We start from the raw sequence: 18084 nt of genomic DNA, 5'->3' as shown, positions 1-18084 counted from the left end.
CGCGCCTCCCGTCCGTCAGTCGCGGCGGACGACCTCGACGACCGCGTCGTGGACCAGGCCGTTCGTGGCCAGGGCGCTGCCGTGCCACGGCCCCGGGTCGCCGTCGAGCGAGGTGAAGCGCCCGCCGGCCTCCTCCACGATGGGCACGAGGGCCGCCATGTCCCACGGCTTGAGGTCCGGCTCGCCTGCGACGTCGAGGACCCCCTCGGCGACCATCATGTACGACCACATGTCGCCGTAGGCCCGGGTGCGCCAGACCTTCCGGGACAGCGCGACGAGGGAGTCGAGCCGGTCGTCGTCGTCCCACTGCTGCAGGGAGTTGTAGCTGAGGCTGGCGTCCTCGAGTGTTCGGACACCCGACACCTGCAGCGGCCCCTCGAGCGAGTGCGCGCCGAGACCCTCGGCTGCCCACCAGCGTCTGCCGAGCGCCGGGGCGCTCACCACGCCGAGGACCGGACGTCCGTCCACCGCCAGTGCGATCAGGGTCGCCCACACCGGCACACCCCGGAGGTAGTTCGCGGTGCCGTCGATCGGGTCGACCACCCATTGGCGATGACCCGCACTGACGGCCTCGGCACCGGTGTCGGCCGTGGTCTCCTCGCCGAGGAACGCGTCGTCCGGTCGCTCCGCGGCGAGTCGATCGCGCAGCGCCCGCTCGACGGCCTGGTCGGCGTCCGTGACCGCGGTGTGGTCGGCCTTCTCGGTGACGTGCAGGTCCGCGGCGCGGAAGCGGCCCAGGCTGATCGCGTCGGCGGTGTCGGCGAGGGAACGGGCGAAGTCCAGGTCGGCGCTGAGGTCCACGACCCCGAGCGTAGCGGCGGTCAGGCCGCGACGACCTCTTCCTCCTCCAGCCGGGTGACCGCACGCTCGCGGGCGATCCGCGTCCGACGGGCGACGAGCCCGTGGACGAGGACGCAGAGCAGCACGGCGGCGACGAACCAGAGTCCCAGGACCAGGCCGCTCCGACCGAGCGACGTGCCGGGGAAGTACTGCAGGTCCTGTGCGGCCTGCAGCCAGGCCGCGCCGCTCCAGAAGGTGTTGAGGCCCGCGAAGAACCCGGGCTGGAACGCCGGCTGGAAGATCCCGCCCGAGGACGTGAAGTTGAGCATCACGAACAGCATCGTCAGCACCGGCGTGGTCCACCGGCCGATGAGCGGGTGCAGGCCGACGCCGAGCGCGATGACGACCGCGTCGTACAGCCAGGCGAACAGGAACACCTGCCACTGGTGGGTGGTCAGCACGCCGTACACCGGGCCGGCGACGACGATGCCGATGCCTGCGACGACTCCCGCGGTGACGAGTCCGACGACGGCGGTCCACACCGGGCGCAGGCGCGTGGCGAAGGCGGCGACGGCGATCGCGGACGAGTACCCGCCGACGCTCAGGCCGACCAGCAGGAAGAACAGGCCCTGACCGGTGGTGTCCTCGGCACCGGTCGGGACGACGTCGACGACGTGGAACGGCAGGTGTTGCTCGAACGCGATCGGCACGAACACCTCCTCCGCAGCCGAGGCCGTGGTCTCGCTGGCGGCGGTCGAGACGTAGAGCGTCGCGTCGGCGTCGCTCGGGGCGTAGACCGCCGCGAGCTCTCGGTCCCGGACCTGCTGCTCGGCGGCCCGGCTGTCGTCGACGACGTGCGCGACGAGGGCGCCGTCGGACCGGTCGGTCACCGTCTGCGCGAAGACCTGCGTGGTCGGGGTCGTGCCGACGATCCCGACCGGGAGGTCGTGCGGGGTGGGGGCGTGGAAGGCACCCAGGTAGGCCAGGGTCATCCCGACCGCGAGGAAGAGCGGGACGAGGATGTGCGAGCCGAACGAGCGCAGCACCTGCCCGAGGCCCTGCGGGCGCAGCACACCGGGGGAGCGGTGCGGTGGGCGGGGGGCCGCATGGCCGTGCACGGTCGGAGCGGTGGGGGAGGACGACGCGTTCGGGGACGCGTAGTTGTACTTTGCAACTTCGGACACGAGGAGCGAGACTACGCCCACCTCGGCGCGAAGTCGAGGGGGCCGGCGCGGGACCTACGCCGTGCCGGGGTCCTCGGCGCCCATGCCCGTCAGCAGGGCCCGGAACGAGTCGAGGCGCTCGACGCCGGTCGTCCCGAGTTCGCCGTTCTGTACCCGGTCGACGATCTCCCAGTCGTGCGCCTGGTCGAGCGGGATGCCGTCGGGGGAGTCCTGCACGGTGACCGCATGCGAGGCGAACGCGCGGAACACGTTCTCCGGCTGCACGTGGCCCAGGCCGAACGACCGGACGCCCGGGGTGTCGATGATCCAGCCGCCGTCCCGCACCCGCAGTGCGATCGAGGACGACGACGTGTGCCGCCCACGACCGGTGACGGAGTTCACGACGCCGATCGCCCGCGTCGACCCGGTCAGGGCGTTCACGAGCGTCGACTTGCCGACGCCGGAGTGCCCGACGGTGACGGTGACCTTGCCGTCGAGCAGCTCGTGCAACGCCTCGAACGGCACGTCGTCCGCGCGGCTCGTCACGATGCGCAGGTCGAGGCAGGCGAAGTGCGCCAGGAACGACGTCGGGTCGGCGAGGTCGGTCTTCGTGATGCAGAGGATCGGGTCGAGCCCCGCGTCGAACGCCGCCACCAGGTACCGGTCGATGAGCCGGGTCCGGGGCTCTGGGTCGGCCGCGGCGACGACGATGAGCATCTGGTCCGCGTTCGCGACGATGACGCGCTCGACCTCGTCCGAGTCGTCGGCGCTGCGTCGGAGCAGCGAGGTGCGCTCGGCCACCCGGACGATGCGGGCCAGGGAGCCCTCGTCGCCCGAGACGTCGCCCGCGAGCGAGACGTGGTCACCGGTCACGACGGACTTCCGACCCAGCTCGCGTGCCTTCGTCGCGGTGACGACGTGCTCGCCCTCCTCGCTCGTCACCAGGACGCCGAACCGACCGCGGTCGACGTTCGTCACCCAGCCGGTCGGGGCGTCGTCGTACGAGGGTCGGGTCTTGGTGCGCGGCCGGTTGCCCTTCGGGTTCGGGCGGACACGGACGCTGGACTCGTCGTACTGGCCGTACGGCTCGTCCTCGTCGGTGCCGCCGTCGGTCTCGTCCCACCAGCTCATGCCGGGTCCCCTTCGCTCGTCCGCGCGGTGCTCGTCGCCAGCAGGTCGGCCCACAGCTCGGGGAACTGCGGCAGCGTCTTCGCGGTCGAGCCGATGTCGTCGACGGCCACGCCCGCCGTCACCAGGCCGACGACGGCTCCGGCGGTGGCCATGCGGTGGTCCTCGTACGCGGCCCAGTCGCCGCCGTGGAGCTGCGCCGGATCGATCCGCAGGCCCTCCGGTCGTTCCGTCACCGCGCCTCCGAGACCGTTGACGTCCGCCGCGAGCGCGGCCAGCCGGTCCGTCTCGTGGCCCCGCAGGTGACCGATGCCCGAGACCTCGCTCGGTCCGTCGGCCAGGGCCGCGAGCGCGACCAGCGCGGGGGCCAGTTCGCCGCCGCGGGTCAGGTCCAGATCGACGCCCGGGACGGAGGCCCCACCCCGGATCCCGACGCCGCCGTCGAACACCAGGTCGTCGCCGTCCCGCGTCACGGTCGCGCCCCACAGCGGCAGGAGCGTCTCGAGGTCGGCACCGACCTGCGTCGTCTCGGTCGGCCAGGTCCGGATCCGGACCGTGCCGCCGGCGACGAGGGCGGCGACGGCGAAGGGGGCCGCGTTCGAGAGGTCCGGTTCGATCGTGACGTCCCGCGCCGCGATCGGCCCGGGGTGCACGACCCACTCCCCGACCGACGGCTCGTCGACCTGCACGCCGCGGGCGCGGAGGACCTCGACCGTCATGGCGATGTGCGGCAGGCTCGGCAGTCGCTCGCCGGTGTGCCGGAGGTGCAGCCCCTCGGTGAAACGCGGTGCGGAGAGCAGCAGCCCGGAGACGAACTGGGACGACGCCGACGCGTCGATGTCGAGCGCGCCGCCCCGGACCGCGCCGGTGCCGACGAAGGTGAAGGGCATCGCGCCGCCGCCGTCGTCGGTGACCTGCACCCCGAGGTCGACCAGGGCCTGGACCACCGCGGCCATCGGGCGCTTCCGGGCGTAGGGGTCGCCGTCGATCGTGACCGGTCCCTCGGCCAGGGCGGCGAGCGGCGGCAGGAAGCGCATCACGGTCCCCGCGAGACCGCAGTCCACCCGGACGTCGCCGTGCATCGGTCCGGGCGTGACCCGCAGGTCAGGACCGTACGGGTTCACCGGGTCGCCGGCCGCGGGTCGGACCTCGTCGATCCCGACGCCGAGCTGCCGGAGCGCGGTCGTCATCAGCGACGAGTCCCGCGAGTGCAGCGGCAGGTGGATCGTCGACGGGCCGTCGGCCAGGGCGGCGAGGACGAGCTCCCGGTTCGTCAGCGACTTCGAGCCCGGCAGCGCGACGTCGCCGGCCAGCGGGCCGCGCGCGACCGGGGCGGTCCAGGGGTGGGAATGCGTCGTGGCTGCCATCGGTTCACCACACTACTGAACCCATCGGGAGGAGCACGGTGATCGCACTCGCACCGTCACGAACGGCCGACACAGCACTGCTGCCTCGGGTCGTCACGACGCTCGCCGAGCCACAGGGCCCGGACACCACCGTCCGCCTAGACTGGCGGGCGATGACGACCGACGAACCGCAGCACGCACCGGACGACCTGGTCGACGAGACCGAGGCGCAGCTCGACGCCGTCGAGGACGAAGACCTGGCCGGACTCGACTCCGACGCAGGGCCCGACGCGGCGCCCGAGCCCGTCGACGCGAAGACCGTGTCCGAGCACGAGCTGCGTCGTCTGTTCGAGGACCAGGCGCTGCCGTTCATGGACCAGCTCTACGGTGCGGCGATGCGGATGACGCGCAACCCGGCCGACGCCTCCGACCTGGTGCAGGAGACCTTCGTGAAGGCGTTCGCCGCCTTCCGACAGTTCCGCCAGGGCACGAACCTCAAGGCGTGGCTCTACCGGATCCTGACGAACACGTTCATCAACACGTACCGCAAGAACCAGCGGAACCCGTACCAGGGCACGATCGACGAGCTCGAGGACTGGCAGCTGGGCGGCGCGGAGAGCGTGACCCAGTCGATCTCGGCGCGCTCCGCCGAGGCCGACGCCATCGACCACCTGCCGTCCTCCGCCGTGAAGGACGCGCTGCAGGCCATCCCGGAGGACTTCCGGATGGCCGTCTACTTCGCCGATGTCGAAGGGTTCTCCTACCAGGAGATCGCCGACATCATGAAGACCCCCGTGGGGACGGTCATGAGCCGCCTCCACCGTGGCCGCCGGCTGCTCCGCGGACTGCTGGCCGACCACGCACGTGAGACCGGTGTCGTCCCGGACGCAGCGTCGACGGCGACGATGCGCGGACGAGGCCGAGGTGCAGGCACGCGGGCGGCCACGACGGCCGGCACCCGCACGACCCGGAAGGACGCACGATGAGCGGGTGTGACTGCTCGAAGGCGAAGGCGGAACTCGAGGAGTTCCTCCACGACGAACTCCGACACGAGGACGCTGCGGACATCCGCGAGCACATGGACGGCTGCGAGGACTGCCTCACCGAACACCGCGTCGGCGTGGTGCTCATGGAGACCGTCAAGCGCGCCTGCCGCGAATCCGCGCCGGAGCAGCTCCGGGACGAGGTCCTCGCCCGACTCCGCGCGGTGCAGTCGACCCACTGACGCCCGGTCCCGCGCGGCCGGGCTCGTCACACCCGCGGTGACGACGTCGTGAACGGGTAGGGTGCGGACATGACCGACGCCGAGCCGATCAGCACCTGGACCGAACCCGACGTCGCCGCGGTGACCGACCTGCTGCGCCTGCTCGGCCACCGGGTGGAGCCCGACGCGATACAGGCCCGACTCGACCGGCTCACCGCCGAGGCCGGACACCGCACCTGGGTGGTCCGTGGCGACGACGGCCGTCCGATCGCGGTCGCCGGCGCGCAGGTCACGTGGACGTACGCCAGCGACGAGCCGACCGCACAGCTCCTGCTGCTGGTCGTCGATCCGACGGCCAGGAGGCACGGCACCGGTTCCGCACTCCTCGGCACGTTCGAGACGTGGGCGGCCGAGCAGGGCGCGCGGCGCCTGTCTGCCGTCAGCGCCGCGGCGACCGACAACGCGCACCGCTTCTACCAGCGCCGCGGGTACCACGAAGCCGGCGTGCGGTACACCCGGATGCTCTGACTCGCGGCCGGGGCTATCGCGCCGACCGCCCCGCCCGCGCCGTGGTGCACTGCCGCCTGCGGCCCCGCCCCACAGCGAACGACGCGCCCCGTCGGAACGGGGCGCGTTGTTCGTTGCGGGGTGCGAGTACTACCGCAGCGCGCGGTCGATGACGTCTGCGGCCTCCTGTGCACTGCGCTTCGAGGAACCGGTGGCCGGGGCCGCGCTCGCCGAGCGGGACGAGACGGACAGCGGCCGGCCGTCGAGGTGCGGCGACAGGTTCATGCAGACGAAGGGCCAGGCGCCCTGGTTCTCGGGCTCCTCCTGCGCGAAGACGACCTCGGCCTCGGGGTAGCTCGCGAGCACCTCGAGGATCCGGTCGAGCGGCAACGGGGCGAGCTGCTCCAGCCGGACGAGGGCCACGTCGGTGATGCCACGCTTCTCGGCCTCGGTCCGCAGGTCGTGGTGGATCTTGCCCGAGTGCAGGACGACGCGGCGCACCGACCCCTTGTCGACGCCGCGCGACTGCAGGCGGTCGTCGTCGAGCACCTCCTGGAACGAGCCGGACGTGAAGTCGTCGACGGCGCTCGTCGCCTGGCGCAGGCGGAGCATCGCCTTCGGGGAGAACACCACGAGCGGCTTCTGCGGCTTCGCCCACGCCTGTCGGCGGAGCAGGTGGAAGTACGACGCCGGGGTCGACGGCCGAGCCACCACCATGTTGTCCTGCGCGCAGAGCTGCAGGTACCGCTCGATGCGGCCGGAGGAGTGGTCCGGTCCCTGACCCTCGTAGCCGTGCGGGAGCAGCAGCACCAGGCCGGAGCGCTGGCCCCACTTCTGCTCGGCGGAGGAGATGAACTCGTCGATCACGGTCTGGGCGCCGTTGGCGAAGTCGCCGAACTGCGCCTCCCAGAGCACCAGGGCCTCGGGACGCTCGACCGAGTAGCCGTACTCGAACGCCATCGCCGCGTACTCGCTGAGGAGCGAGTCGTAGATGAAGAAGCGTGCCTGGTCCTCGGTCAGGTTGGCGAGCGGCAGCCACTCCTGGCCGTTCGTCCGGTCGTGGAAGACCGCCTGACGCTGCACGAACGTGCCGCGGCGGGCATCCTGTCCGGCGAACCGCACGGGCTTGCCCTCGACCAGGACCGAACCGATCGCCATGAGTTCGGCCATCGCCCAGTCGACACCGCCGGCACGCGTCATCTCGCGGCGCTTCGTGAGCAGCTGCTGCAGCTTCGGGTGGATCGAGAAGCCCGACGGCGGGTTGCCGTGCGCGTCGCCGATGAGTTCGACGAGCTCCTGCGAGATCGCGGTCTCGCGCACCTCGAGCTCGGAGTCGTCACGCTGCGAGGTCGGACGCTCGAGGCCGTTCACGGCACCGGAGTCGTCGACCGAGACGGTCGGCATGGTGCCGGTCTGTGCCTCGTGGGTCTCGGCGAACGCACGCTCCAGGCGGTCCTGGAAATCGCGGTGCGCGTCGTCGTACTCCTGCTGCGTGATGTCGCCGCGGCCGACGAGGGCCTCGGTGTACAGCGTGCGGACGGAGCGCTTCGCCTCGATGAGGTTGTACATCAGCGGCTGCGTCATCGAGGGGTCGTCGCCCTCGTTGTGACCGCGCCGGCGGTAGCAGACCAGGTCGATCACGACGTCGCGGTGGAACTCCTCGCGGTACGCGAACGCCAGGTCGGCGACGCGGGACACGGCCTCCGGGTCGTCGCCGTTCACGTGGAAGACCGGCGCCTGGATGGTCTTCGCCACGTCCGTCGAGTAGACGGACGTGCGCGCGGACTCCGGCGGGGTGGTGAAGCCGACCTGGTTGTTGATGACCAGGTGCACGGTGCCGCCGGTGCGGTAGCCGCGCAGCTGCGACATCTGCAGCGTCTCGACGACCACGCCCTGTCCCGCCATCGCCGCGTCGCCGTGCACGAGCACCGGCAGGGTGCCGAACGTCCCCGCCGGCTTCCGGTCCTGCTTCGCGCGGACGATGCCCTCGAGCACGCCGTCGACGGCCTCCAGGTGGGACGGGTTCGCCGCGATGGTCACCGGGATGGCCGTGCCGTCGGACGCGCGGAACACGCCCTCGGTGCCGACGTGGTACTTGACGTCGCCGGAGCCCTGTCCGGAGACGGTGCCGGGCAGCTGGGTGCCCTCGAACTCGCGGAAGATCTGACCGTACGTCTTGCCGGCGATGTTCGTCAGGACGTTGAGGCGACCGCGGTGCGCCATGCCGATCGCGACTTCGTCGAGGCCGGCACCGGCGGCGTTCTGGATCAGGGTGTCGAGGAAGGCGATGGTCGACTCGCCGCCCTCGAGCGAGAAGCGCTTCTGGCCGACGTACTTGGTCTGCAGGAAGGTCTCGAACGCCTCGGCCTCGTTGAGCTTGCCGAGGACCCGCAGCTGTTCGTCCTTCGACGGCTTCGAGTAGGGCACTTCGATGCGTTCCTGCACCCAGCGGCGCTGCTCCGGGTCCTGGATGTGCATGTACTCGATGCCGACGGTGCGGCAGTAGGCGTCGCGCAGGATGCCGAGCACGTCGCGCAGGGGAGCGGTGGTCGTCCCGGCGAGCCCGCCGGTCACGAACTCGCGGTCGAGGTCCCAGAACGTCAGCCCGTGGCGCTCGATCTCGAGGTCGGGGTGCGTGCGCTGCCGGTACTCGAGCGGGTCGATGTCGGCCATCAGGTGCCCGCGGACGCGGTAGCTGTTGATGAGCTCCTGCACGCGTGCGGTCTTGTTCACCCGGTGCGCCAGGTCGACGTTGATGTCGTTCGCCCACTGGATCGGCTTGTAGGGGATCCGGAGCGCGGCGAAGATGTCGTCGTAGAAGCCGTGCTGACCGATCAGCCGCTCGTGCACCTTCTTGAGGAACTCGCCGGAGCCGGCGCCCTGGATCACGCGGTGGTCGTAGGTGCTGGTCAGCGTGATGGTCTTGCCGACACCGAGCTCGACCAGGGTCTTCGGTGCCGAGCCCTGGAACTGTGCCGGGTACTCGAGCGCTCCGGCACCGACGATGCAGCCCTGGCCCTTGGTCAGGCGCGGGACGGAGTGCTCGGTGCCGATGCCGCCGGGGTTCGTCAGGGAGATCGTCGTGCCCTGGAAGTCCGACGGGGTCAGCTTGTTGTCCCGGGCGCGCTTGACGACGTCCTCGTAGACGGAGAGGAACTGCCCGAACGTCAGGGTCTCGGCCCGCTTGATGCTCGGGACGAGCAGGGAGCGCGTGCCGTCCTTCTTCGGGACGTCGATCGCGATGCCGAGGTTGACGTGCGCGGGGGTGACGAGGAACGGCTTGCCGTCGCGCTCCTCGTAGGAGACGTTCTGGCTCGGGAACTCCTTGAGCGTCTGGACCATGGCCCAGCCGATCAGGTGCGTGAAGGAGATCTTGCCGCCACGGGCTCGCCGCAGGTGGTTGTTGATGACGATCCGGTTGTCGATCATCAGCTTCGCCGGGATCGTCCGGACGCTGGTCGCGGTCGGGACGGTCAGCGAGGCGTCCATGTTCGACGCCAGGGTCTTCGCCATGCCGCGCAGCGGGGTGGCGACGTCCTCGTGCGTCTCCTCGTGCTCGTCGGCGGAGTCGTTCGCCTCGGCCGGGATCGGCTGCGGCGACGGCTGGCGCGAGGTGGTCCGGGCCTGGAGCGGGGTCTTCGCCTCGCCGGTCGCGGGCTGCTGCGTGCTGGACGGCCCGGCGACGGCGGCGGGCTGCTCGGCGGGGGCGTCCGCGGCGGCAGCGGCCTGCGCGGGGGCTTCGGTGGTCGAGTCGGTCGCGGCAGTCGAGGTGGTGGAGTCGGTGCTGCTGAGCTGGGTCCGGTGGTAGCTCTCGAGGACCGGCCACCAGGACTCGTCGACGCTGCTCTTGTCGGCGACGAACTGCTCGTAGAGCTCGTCCACCAGCCACTCGTTCGCGCCGAATTCGCCCGCGGTCTCGTCAGTTCCGGTCAGATGGCTCGACACAGCCGATCGCCCACTCTCCGTCGATTGATGCTCGTGTGTGTCGTGCAGGGCAACCCTGTCCCGCACGCCGTCAACCCTAGCCGCTCATCCGTGGCCGTGAGGTGGGAGACGGCGGGTGAGTCGAGCCTCCAGGCCGGTCCGCTTGGCGCTCCCCGGCGGCGCTCCGCAGGCCGCCGTACAGTGGCCGTCATGAGGTTCTACGAGACGCGGCCGACCCACGACCTGACCTACTCCGACGTCTTCCTCGTCCCCAGCCGGTCGAGCGTGACGAGCCGCTTCGACGTGGACCTGGCCACGAACGACGGCACCGGCGCGACGATCCCGATCGTCAGCGCGAACATGAACTCCGTGACCGGTCCGCGACTGGCCGCGACCCTCGCTCGGCGGGGCGGCCTCGGCGTGCTTCCGCAGGACATGCACCTGCAGGACCTCGACGCGGCGATCCGCTGGGTGAAGGCACAGCCGGTCGCGTTCGACTCCGCGCTCGACCTGGGCGCCGACACCACCGTCGCCGAGGCGCTCGAGCAGCTGCTGCCCGTCGCCGGCCGTGGTGTCGTGGTCCGCGACGAGGCGGGGGAGTACCTCGGCTGCGTGCCCGCGACCCGTCTCGCCACCGCCGGTGCGGACGCGGTCCTCGGCGACCTGCTGCACGGCGCGACGACCGCGATCGACGCCGAGGACGCCGGGTCCTCCCGCCATGTGTACGACGTGCTCACCGCGGCCGGCGTCGACTTCGCGCCGGTGATGCGGCACGGCAAGGTCGTCGGCACCGTCAGCCCGACGAGCGCCATCCGCTCCGACATCTACCGGCCCGCGGTCGACGCCTCCGGCCGACTGCGTGTCGCCGCGGCCGTCGGCATCAACGGCGACGTCGCCGCGAAGGCCGCAGCGCTGGCGGACGCCGGTGTCGACGTCCTGGTCCTGGACACCGCGCACGGTCACCAGGAGGGCATGATCCGCGCGCTGCGCGCGGTGTCGGCGCTCGACCTCGGCATCCCGCTCGTCGCCGGCAACGTCGTCACCGCCGACGCCGTGGCCCACCTCGTCGCCGCGGGTGCGTCCATCATCAAGGTCGGGGTCGGTCCCGGGGCGATGTGCACCACGCGCATGATGACGGCGGTCGGTCGTCCGCAGTTCTCCGCCGTCCTCGAGACCGCCGCCGCCGCGCGTTCGCTCGGCGCGCACGTCTGGGCTGACGGTGGCGTCCGCTACCCCCGCGACGTCGCGCTGGCCCTGGCCGGGGGCGCGTCGGCCGTGATGATCGGCTCGTGGTTCGCCGGCACACTCGAGGCACCCGGCGTGCTCCGCCGCGACGACGCCGGGCGCGCGTACAAGGAGAGCTGGGGGATGGCGTCCGCCAAGGCGGTGCGGGAGCGCTTCGAGCGCCTCGACCCGTACGAGCGGGCGCGCAAGGCGCTCTTCGCGGAGGGCATCTCGTCCTCCACGATCTACCTCGATCCCGAGCGGCCGAGCGTCGAGGACCTGCTGGACATGATCACGACGGGTCTCCGCAGCTCCGCCACCTACGCCGGCGCGACGAGCCTGCCCGAGTTCGCCGACCGTGCCCTGGTCGGCATCCAGTCCGCCGCCGGTTACGAGGAGGGCAAGCCCCTGCCCGTCAGCTGGTAGCGGAGCACGACGACGGGAGGCCCGGTACCAGCTGGTACCGGGCCTCCCGTCCGTCCGGGCGTCACCTCAGCGGCGGCCTCGGCCGTCCTCACCGCGGAAGCGACAGTCCTGCGCCGATGAGCGGGACACGACTGTCGCTTTCGCGAGGGGATTCAATGCGCTGGGTCAGCGACGCCGGGTGGCGTCCTCGACGGTGCCGATGAGTTCCTCGAGGATGTCCTCGAGGAACAGCACGCCCGTCGTCCGACCGTCCGCGTCGAATGCCCGCGCCACGTGGCGTCCGGCCCCGCGCATCGTCGCGAGCGCGTCCTCCAGGTCCATCTCCGTGTAGAGCGAGATGAGCTGGCGGATGCGCTTCGGCGGCACCGGGTCGTCGAACTCGTCCGGCCGCAGGTCGATGACGTCCTTGACGTGCACGTACCCGGTCGGGTCGCCCGCGTCGTCGACCAGGACGTACCGCGAGAAGCCTCGCTGGGCGACGGCCCGTTCGACCTCGGCGGGCGTCGCGTCCTCGTGGAGGGTGACGAGCCCGGACATCGGCACGGCGACGTCCTTGACCTTCTTCTCGGTGAACTCGAACGCCATCCGGAGCGTGCCCGAGTCGTCGGCGAGGGTGCCCTCGCGTCGGGACTGCTCGACGATCGTCTGGACCTCTTCCACCGTGTACGCGCTGACGGCCTCGTCCTTGGGCTCCACCTTGAACAGGCGCAGCACCGCGTTCGCGACCTCGTTGAGCCCGACGACGACCCAGTGCAGGCCGTGGCCGATGTACCAGAGCGTCGGGACGAGCAGCAGCGCCGCCCGGTCCGGCATCGAGAACGAGATGTTCTTCGGGACCATCTCGCCGAAGACCACGTGCAGGAACGACACGAGCAGCAGCGTGAAGACGAACGCGATCACGCCGATGACCTCGCCGCTCCACCCGGTCAGGTGCAGCGGGACCTCGAGCAGGTGGTGGATCGCCGGCTCGGAGACGTTGAGGATCAGCAGCGAACAGACCGTGATGCCGAGCTGTGTGGTCGCGAGCATCCGGGTGGCGTGCTCCATCGCCCACAGCGTCATCTGCGCGGCTCGCGACCCCTGCTCCGCACGCGGCTCGATCTGCGAGCGACGGGCCGAGATGACGGCGAACTCGGCCGCGACGAAGAACGCGTTGCCGCCGAGCAGCACGAACAGCCAGAAGATGCCCCACCAGTCGGAACTCATCGGGTGGCCTCCTGGTCCGTCGTGGTGGTGCGCTTGCCGTTGCCGGCACCGGCGTTGCTGCCCAGGGTGTCCTCGCCGACCGGGTTCGGCGTGTACCGGATCCGGTCGATGCGCCGGCCGTCCAACCGCTCGATGCGGAAGACGCCGGAGTCGATGGCGACCTCGTCACCCACCACGGGCAGGCGCCCGAGCTCCTGCATGAGGAACCCGCCGACGGTCTCGTAGGGGCCGTCCTCGGGGACGGTGACGCTCGCGCGGTCCTCCAGCTCGTCGGGGCGCAGCAGCCCCGGGAAGGTCAGCCAGCCGCGGCTCCGGACGACGTCGATGCGCGCCCGGTCGTGCTCGTCGGACACCTCGCCGACGATCTCCTCGACCAGGTCCTCGAGCGTGACGACGCCGGCGGTCCCGCCGTACTCGTCGACGACGATGACCATCTGGTAGCCGCGACCGCGGACCTCGGTGAGCAGGGTGTCGCCGGGCATGGTCTCCGGCACGCGCTCGGCGTCCGTCATCAGGGCGCCGACCGGCACCTCGGCGCGCTTCTCACGCGGGACCGAGACGGCCTGCTTGACGTGCACGAGCCCGACGACGTCGTCCGCGTCCTCCTCGATGACGGGGAAGCGGCTGAAACCGGTCCTGCGGGCCAGGGCGATGACCGCCTCGGCGCTGTTGGACACGCGGATCGTCGACAGGCGCGGACGCGGCGTCATCACGTCGCTGGCGTTGAGCTCGGAGAAGGACAGCGTGCGCTCGAGCAGCGTCGCGGTGTCCTGTTCGAGCGAGCCCTCGGACGCGGACCGGCGGAGCAGTGACGTGAGCTCCTCGGCACTGCGGGCGCCGGAGAGCTCCTCCTGCGGCTCGATGCCGATCGCGCGGAGGACGGCGTTCGCGGTGCCGTTGAGCAGGGCGACGGCGGGCTTGAACACCGTCGTGAAGCCGACCTGCAGCGGCACGACCAGGCGTGCGGTCTGCAGCGGCAGGGCGAGCGCGAAGTTCTTCGGCACGAGTTCGCCGAGGATCATCGACAGCAGGGTCGCGATGACGAGCGCCACGATCGAGCCCACGGTCTCGACGACGCCCTCGGCGAGGTTCATCGCGAGGAACGGCGCTTCGAGCAGCGTGGCGATCGACGGCTCGAGCAGGTAGCCGGTGAGCAGCGTCGTCAGCGTGATGCCGAGCTGCGCGCTGGACAGGTGCGTCGAGGTGACCTTGAGCGCACCGATGACGGTGCCGAGGCCGGTCTCACCGCGGTCCCGGCGGGCTTCGACGTCGGCGCGGTCGAGGTTCACGAGCGCGAACTCGGAGGCGACGAAGACGCCGGTGCCGAGCGTCAGCAGGATGCCGCCGATCAGCATGACGATGTCGACGGGGCTCACGAGGCACACCTCGGAGTCAGGCAGCTCACTGTGTGAGCGGCGGGCATGTGATGGTCAGAACTAGGAGGGTCGTCCACAATGCCTCGATGGTACCGGGCGCTTCCTCGGAGGAAGCGAGAAGGCGTCAGGAGGTGACCCGTGCCTCCCGTCAGAGGCCGGCCGCGAGCTCCTCGAGCGACCGGCGCAGTCCGGCGGCCGAGGTGAAGTGCACCCCCACCGCGCCGACGGCGTCCGCGCCGGCAGCGTTCTCCGCACGGTTGTCGACGAAGACCATGGCACTCGGCTCGATGCCCAGACGTGTGCAGGTCTCGTGGTAGATCGAGGCGTCGGGCTTCAGGACGTGTTCCTCCGCGCTCACCACGACCGTCTCGAACAGCGAGCCCATCGGCGAGCGGCGGTAGGGGTCGCCGAAGTCGAAGCCCGCGTTCGAGAGCAGCGCCAGCCGGGTGCCGCCGTCGTGGAGCTCCTCGACGAGGGCCAGGACCTCGGGGTCGACCTCGAACCAGCCGGTGAAGTCGAGCGTCCACAGCCGGTGCACCTCCGTCACCGACCAGGTCCGGCCGGTGCGCTCGGCGATCGCGCGCCAGTACTCCAGCACCGTCAGGTCGCCGCGGTCCAGGTCGTGCCGGAGCTCCTGGTACACCGGGAACAGCGTGTCGGCGTCGAGCCCGGTCGCCTCGAGCAGTGCGGCACGAGCGGCGTGCGGGGTCCGGCTGATCACCTCGCCGTAGTCGAAGACGACGACACGACCAGGCAGGGACAGGCTCATGCCCGTCACCGTACCGTGGGCACGATGAACGACTTCGTCTCCGTCCGACCCGTCGACACCGCCCGCTGGATCACCGTCCCCACCGGCGACACCTCGAAGTACCGACGCGGGGTCCTCGGCGTCGCCACCGGGTCCGCGCAGTACCCGGGTGCGGCCGTGATGGGGGTCGACGCCGCCGTGCACACCGGCCTCGGCATGGTCCGGTACGTCGGCCCGGACCGTGCAACCGACTTCGTGCTCGCCCGTCGGCCCGAGATCGTCGCCGGCGTCGGTCGCGTCCAGGCGTGGCTCGTCGGGTCGGGGATCTCGGCGCCGTCGCTCGACGCACTGGACGAGACGACCCGCTCCGCGTTCACGCACGCCTCGGACGACGGGGTCCCGGTCGTCGTCGACGCGGGGGCGATCCCGCTCGTCGACCTCGGGCCGCTCGCGGTGCTCACCCCGCACGCGGGCGAGCTCGCGGCCCTCCTCGGTGTGTCCCGGGACGAGGTCGAGGGTGACCCGCGCGGTTCGGCCCTCCGTGCCGCCGAACGGACCGGGAGCGTCGTGCTCCTCAAGGGCGCCGACACGCACGTCGTCACGCCCGACGGCGGGGTCCGGCTGGTCGCGTCGTCGGCGACCCCCTGGCTCGCAGCGGCTGGTGCCGGGGACGTCCTCGGCGGGGTGCTCGGCGCGCTCGTCGCCGCCCGCGCCGGCACGTCCGAGGTCGGACCGGAGGACCTCGCGCACCTGGCAGCGGCGGCAGCGGTCGTGCACGGGGTCGCGGCGCGTCGGGCCTCGCGGGGCGGGCCGTTCCCGATGACCTCGCTCGTCGAGCAGCTGCCCGGGGTGGTGCGCGACCTCGCGGTCACGGGCGACGCGCAGGTCGACTGACGGGGTGGCGGGACGGCCCGTCGGACGGGAGGCGCGCCGGCGGGCCGGTGCCGAGCCTCCCGTCCGTCAGCCGGTCGCGCCGTGACCCGCCCGGTCGCCGGTCAGGACGACGGCGAGGCGTGCACGAGGAACTCGACCGCCCCCGCGTCGTCGACCTTCACGAAGCCCAGGTTCGGCGCCTGCACCGAGTAGTCGGAGAACGTGATCGGGACCGTGCCGGAGACGTCGACGCCGTCGCCGCTGAGTCCGACCTGCAGCGTCGCCGTCACCGGCTTCGTGACGCCGTGCAACTCGAGCGTGCCGGTCGCGCGGACCTCGGTCGTGCCGCTGCCGGTCGGGACGGCGTCGGACACCGGCTCGGTCAGGGTGAACGTCGCGGTCGGGAACGCCTGCGTGTCGAGGGCCGAGTCGCGGAAGTACGAGTCGCGCTGTGCCGAGTCGGTCGCGATGGTGCCGACCTGCACGGTGATCGTCGCCGCGCTGATCGTGGTGCCGTCGACGGTCGCCGTCCCCGTGACGTCGGACGTGCGGCCGGTGACGGTGACGTCCGAGCCGTTGAGGACCTCGTGGACGCGGTAGCCGGCCTCGGACCCGTCGCCGACCGTCCAGGTGCCGGACAGGTCCTGTGCGTCGAGCGTGGACGGAGCACGGCTGGCGGCGACCGTCGGTGTCGCGGACGCCTTGGCGTTCTCACCGGAGGTGTACGCGCGGGTGCCGAACGCGACGGCGACCACCGCGACCACGGCGACGACGACGAGCACGACGAGCACGACCACGAGGCGACGCCGGGGGCGGGGGGACGGGCGGTTCGGAGCGGAGGTCACCCGAGGACGGTGACACGTCACTCTCGGGATCGGCTGAGGATCCGTGCCCGGTCGGTACGCTCGTCCGGTGCGCAGGAACCCGTGGCCCGAGATCGTCGTCTTCGGGGTGGCGTTCGTCACGGTGCACCTGGTCCTCTGGTCCCTGACGCTGGTCGTGCCGAACCAGCCGATCGGTGACGTCACCATCACCTACCGACGGTGGATCGAGTCGGGGCAGTCATCGCACTTCTGGGTCGGCATCGACTCGGCGTGGGTGTACCCGATCCTGGCGATCGTGCCGATGGCGGCCGCGGCCCTCGGCGGCACCGCGTCGATCGGCACCGGATGGCTGCTGCTCATGGTGCTGTTGAACGCGGTCGCGGCCGCGGTGCTCTGGCGCTTCCGGGCGTTCGGCGTCCGGGTGGTCTGGTGGTGGCTGGTGTTCCTGCTGGCCCTCGGACCGATCGGCCTCGGACGGATCGACACCGTCGCCACCGCGGTCGCACTGGTCGGCGTGGCCTTCGTCGCCGCACGACCGGGGATCGCCTCCGCGGTGTTCACCGTCGCGGCCTGGATCAAGGTGTGGCCGGCGGCCCTGGTCGGGGTGCTGTTCGTCCTCCGCCGCGGGCGTCGTGTCGAGGTCGTCGCCGGTGCGTTCACCGTCACCGGGCTCGTCGTCCTGGTCGACGTGCTGTTCGGCGGCGCGGCACACCTGCTCTCGTTCATCGGCGAACAGACCGGTCGTGGGCTGCAGATCGAGTCACCGCTCGCCACCCCGTTCCTCTGGGCCGCCGCTGCCCACGTTCCGGAAGCGGCGGTCTTCTACGACCAGGAGATCCTGACCTTCGAGGTGTCCGGTGCCGGGACCGCCGTCGCCGCGGCGCTGTCCACCCCGCTCATGGCGGTCGTCGTCGTCGTCGGGGTCGTCCTCGCCCTGCTCGCTGTGCGCACCGGTGCTCGGCAGTCCCAGGTGGCACCGGTCCTGGCGCTCCTGTTCGTCGCCGCGCTCATCGCGACCAACAAGGTCGGATCGCCGCAGTACATCGGGTGGTTCGCCGTCCCCGTGGTGTGGGGGCTCGTCGCCGGACGGGGGAGCGCCTGGCGGTTCCTGCCCGTCGCCGCAGCGATGCTGCCGACGGCGTTCCTCACGCAGCTCGTCTACCCCGCCTACTACGACCAGGTGCTCATGGTGCAGCCCTGGATCCTCGTCGTGCTCTCGGTGCGGAACGCGCTCGAGGTCGCGGTTCTGGTCTGGGCCGTCGTGGTGCTCGTCCGGCTGTGGCGGCAGGGGATCGCACCACGGGCCTCCCGTCCGGCCGCCGACCCGACCCACGCGGACCCCGTCGCGCGTTGAC

15 protein-coding genes are annotated in these 18084 nt (G+C 71.6%); 6 read left to right on the top strand and 9 right to left on the bottom strand.

Features of this window, described 5'->3' with window-relative positions; genetic code table 11:
- Positions 1-15: 15 nt before the first annotated feature.
- From DEJ33_RS03850 to aroA, 4 genes are read right to left on the bottom strand one after another with little or no spacing between them, the layout of a single operon-like run.
- Entirely contained in the window at positions 16-801 is a 786-nt protein-coding gene (locus DEJ33_RS03850; RefSeq protein ID WP_111194285.1) for an inositol monophosphatase family protein, read from the bottom strand.
- A gap of 20 nt (positions 802-821) precedes the next feature.
- Positions 822-1964, bottom strand: a complete 1143-nt coding sequence (locus DEJ33_RS17095) for a hypothetical protein (protein WP_181436513.1) — start codon at positions 1962-1964, stop codon at positions 822-824.
- A 54-nt stretch (positions 1965-2018) separates the two neighbouring features.
- Positions 2019-3074: a ribosome small subunit-dependent GTPase A gene (rsgA, locus tag DEJ33_RS03840; protein ID WP_111077313.1), complete on the bottom strand. Its 1056-nt coding sequence runs from the start codon at positions 3072-3074 to the stop codon at positions 2019-2021.
- Positions 3071-4438, bottom strand: coding sequence for a 3-phosphoshikimate 1-carboxyvinyltransferase (gene aroA / locus DEJ33_RS03835; RefSeq protein ID WP_111194284.1), 1368 nt, complete (start codon positions 4436-4438; stop codon positions 3071-3073). Before aroA ends, rsgA begins: the two co-directional genes overlap by 4 nt.
- A gap of 152 nt (positions 4439-4590) precedes the next feature.
- Here aroA and DEJ33_RS03830 point away from each other — a divergent pair, with 152 nt between their 5' ends.
- The 3 genes from DEJ33_RS03830 to DEJ33_RS03820 all read left to right on the top strand — a co-directional run bounded on the left by DEJ33_RS03830 (position 4591) and on the right by DEJ33_RS03820 (position 6149).
- Entirely contained in the window at positions 4591-5403 is an 813-nt protein-coding gene (locus tag DEJ33_RS03830; RefSeq protein ID WP_111077374.1) for a sigma-70 family RNA polymerase sigma factor, read from the top strand.
- Positions 5400-5642, top strand: a complete 243-nt coding sequence (locus DEJ33_RS03825) for a zf-HC2 domain-containing protein (protein WP_111077311.1) — start codon at positions 5400-5402, stop codon at positions 5640-5642. The genes DEJ33_RS03830 and DEJ33_RS03825 overlap by 4 nt, the downstream gene beginning before the upstream one ends.
- A gap of 69 nt (positions 5643-5711) precedes the next feature.
- Positions 5712-6149 carry a GNAT family N-acetyltransferase gene (locus DEJ33_RS03820; protein WP_111194283.1) on the top strand — a complete coding sequence of 146 codons (438 nt, stop codon included), beginning with the start codon at positions 5712-5714 and terminating at the stop codon, positions 6147-6149.
- A 129-nt stretch (positions 6150-6278) separates the two neighbouring features.
- On the opposite strand, the gene DEJ33_RS03815 is transcribed toward DEJ33_RS03820, so the two are convergent.
- Positions 6279-10073 carry a multifunctional oxoglutarate decarboxylase/oxoglutarate dehydrogenase thiamine pyrophosphate-binding subunit/dihydrolipoyllysine-residue succinyltransferase subunit gene (locus tag DEJ33_RS03815; RefSeq protein WP_181437243.1) on the bottom strand — a complete coding sequence of 1265 codons (3795 nt, stop codon included), beginning with the start codon at positions 10071-10073 and terminating at the stop codon, positions 6279-6281.
- A 189-nt stretch (positions 10074-10262) separates the two neighbouring features.
- On the opposite strand from DEJ33_RS03815, the gene DEJ33_RS03810 reads away from it, so the two are divergent.
- Entirely contained in the window at positions 10263-11702 is a 1440-nt protein-coding gene (locus DEJ33_RS03810) for a GuaB1 family IMP dehydrogenase-related protein (RefSeq protein WP_111194302.1), read from the top strand.
- Between the two features lie 165 nt (positions 11703-11867).
- Here the strand turns inward: DEJ33_RS03810 and DEJ33_RS03805 are convergent, their stop codons facing one another.
- The 3 genes from DEJ33_RS03805 to DEJ33_RS03795 form a co-directional block, all read right to left on the bottom strand.
- The gene (locus DEJ33_RS03805; protein ID WP_111077309.1) at positions 11868-12908 is read right to left on the bottom strand and encodes a hemolysin family protein; all 1041 of its coding nucleotides are present in this window, start codon (positions 12906-12908) and stop codon (positions 11868-11870) included.
- Complete coding sequence (locus tag DEJ33_RS03800; RefSeq protein ID WP_258378083.1) at positions 12905-14263, bottom strand: hemolysin family protein; 1359 nt, start codon at positions 14261-14263, stop codon at positions 12905-12907. Before DEJ33_RS03800 ends, DEJ33_RS03805 begins: the two co-directional genes overlap by 4 nt.
- Positions 14264-14432: 169 nt before the next feature.
- Entirely contained in the window at positions 14433-15053 is a 621-nt protein-coding gene (locus DEJ33_RS03795; protein WP_111194282.1) for an HAD family phosphatase, read from the bottom strand.
- 24 nt (positions 15054-15077) lie between these two features.
- Here DEJ33_RS03795 and DEJ33_RS03790 point away from each other — a divergent pair, with 24 nt between their 5' ends.
- On the top strand, positions 15078-15926 hold the full coding sequence (locus tag DEJ33_RS03790; RefSeq protein ID WP_111194301.1) for an ADP/ATP-dependent (S)-NAD(P)H-hydrate dehydratase: 849 nt from the start codon (positions 15078-15080) through the stop codon (positions 15924-15926).
- 101 nt (positions 15927-16027) lie between these two features.
- Here DEJ33_RS03790 and DEJ33_RS03785 read toward each other — a convergent pair whose 3' ends face one another.
- Positions 16028-16750 (bottom strand): YceI family protein, encoded by a 723-nt coding sequence (locus DEJ33_RS03785; protein WP_258378079.1) that lies wholly within the window; start codon positions 16748-16750, stop codon positions 16028-16030.
- A gap of 67 nt (positions 16751-16817) precedes the next feature.
- Here DEJ33_RS03785 and DEJ33_RS03780 point away from each other — a divergent pair, with 67 nt between their 5' ends.
- Positions 16818-18083 carry a glycosyltransferase family 87 protein gene (locus DEJ33_RS03780; protein WP_220034439.1) on the top strand — a complete coding sequence of 422 codons (1266 nt, stop codon included), beginning with the start codon at positions 16818-16820 and terminating at the stop codon, positions 18081-18083.
- Position 18084 lies beyond the last annotated feature (1 nt).

It is taken from the genome of Curtobacterium sp. MCPF17_047 (assembly GCF_003234045.1).
GTDB lineage: Bacteria > Actinomycetota > Actinomycetes > Actinomycetales > Microbacteriaceae > Curtobacterium.
Note: the sequence above shows the minus strand (reverse complement) of the source record. Positions and strands in the feature narration are given on the sequence as shown.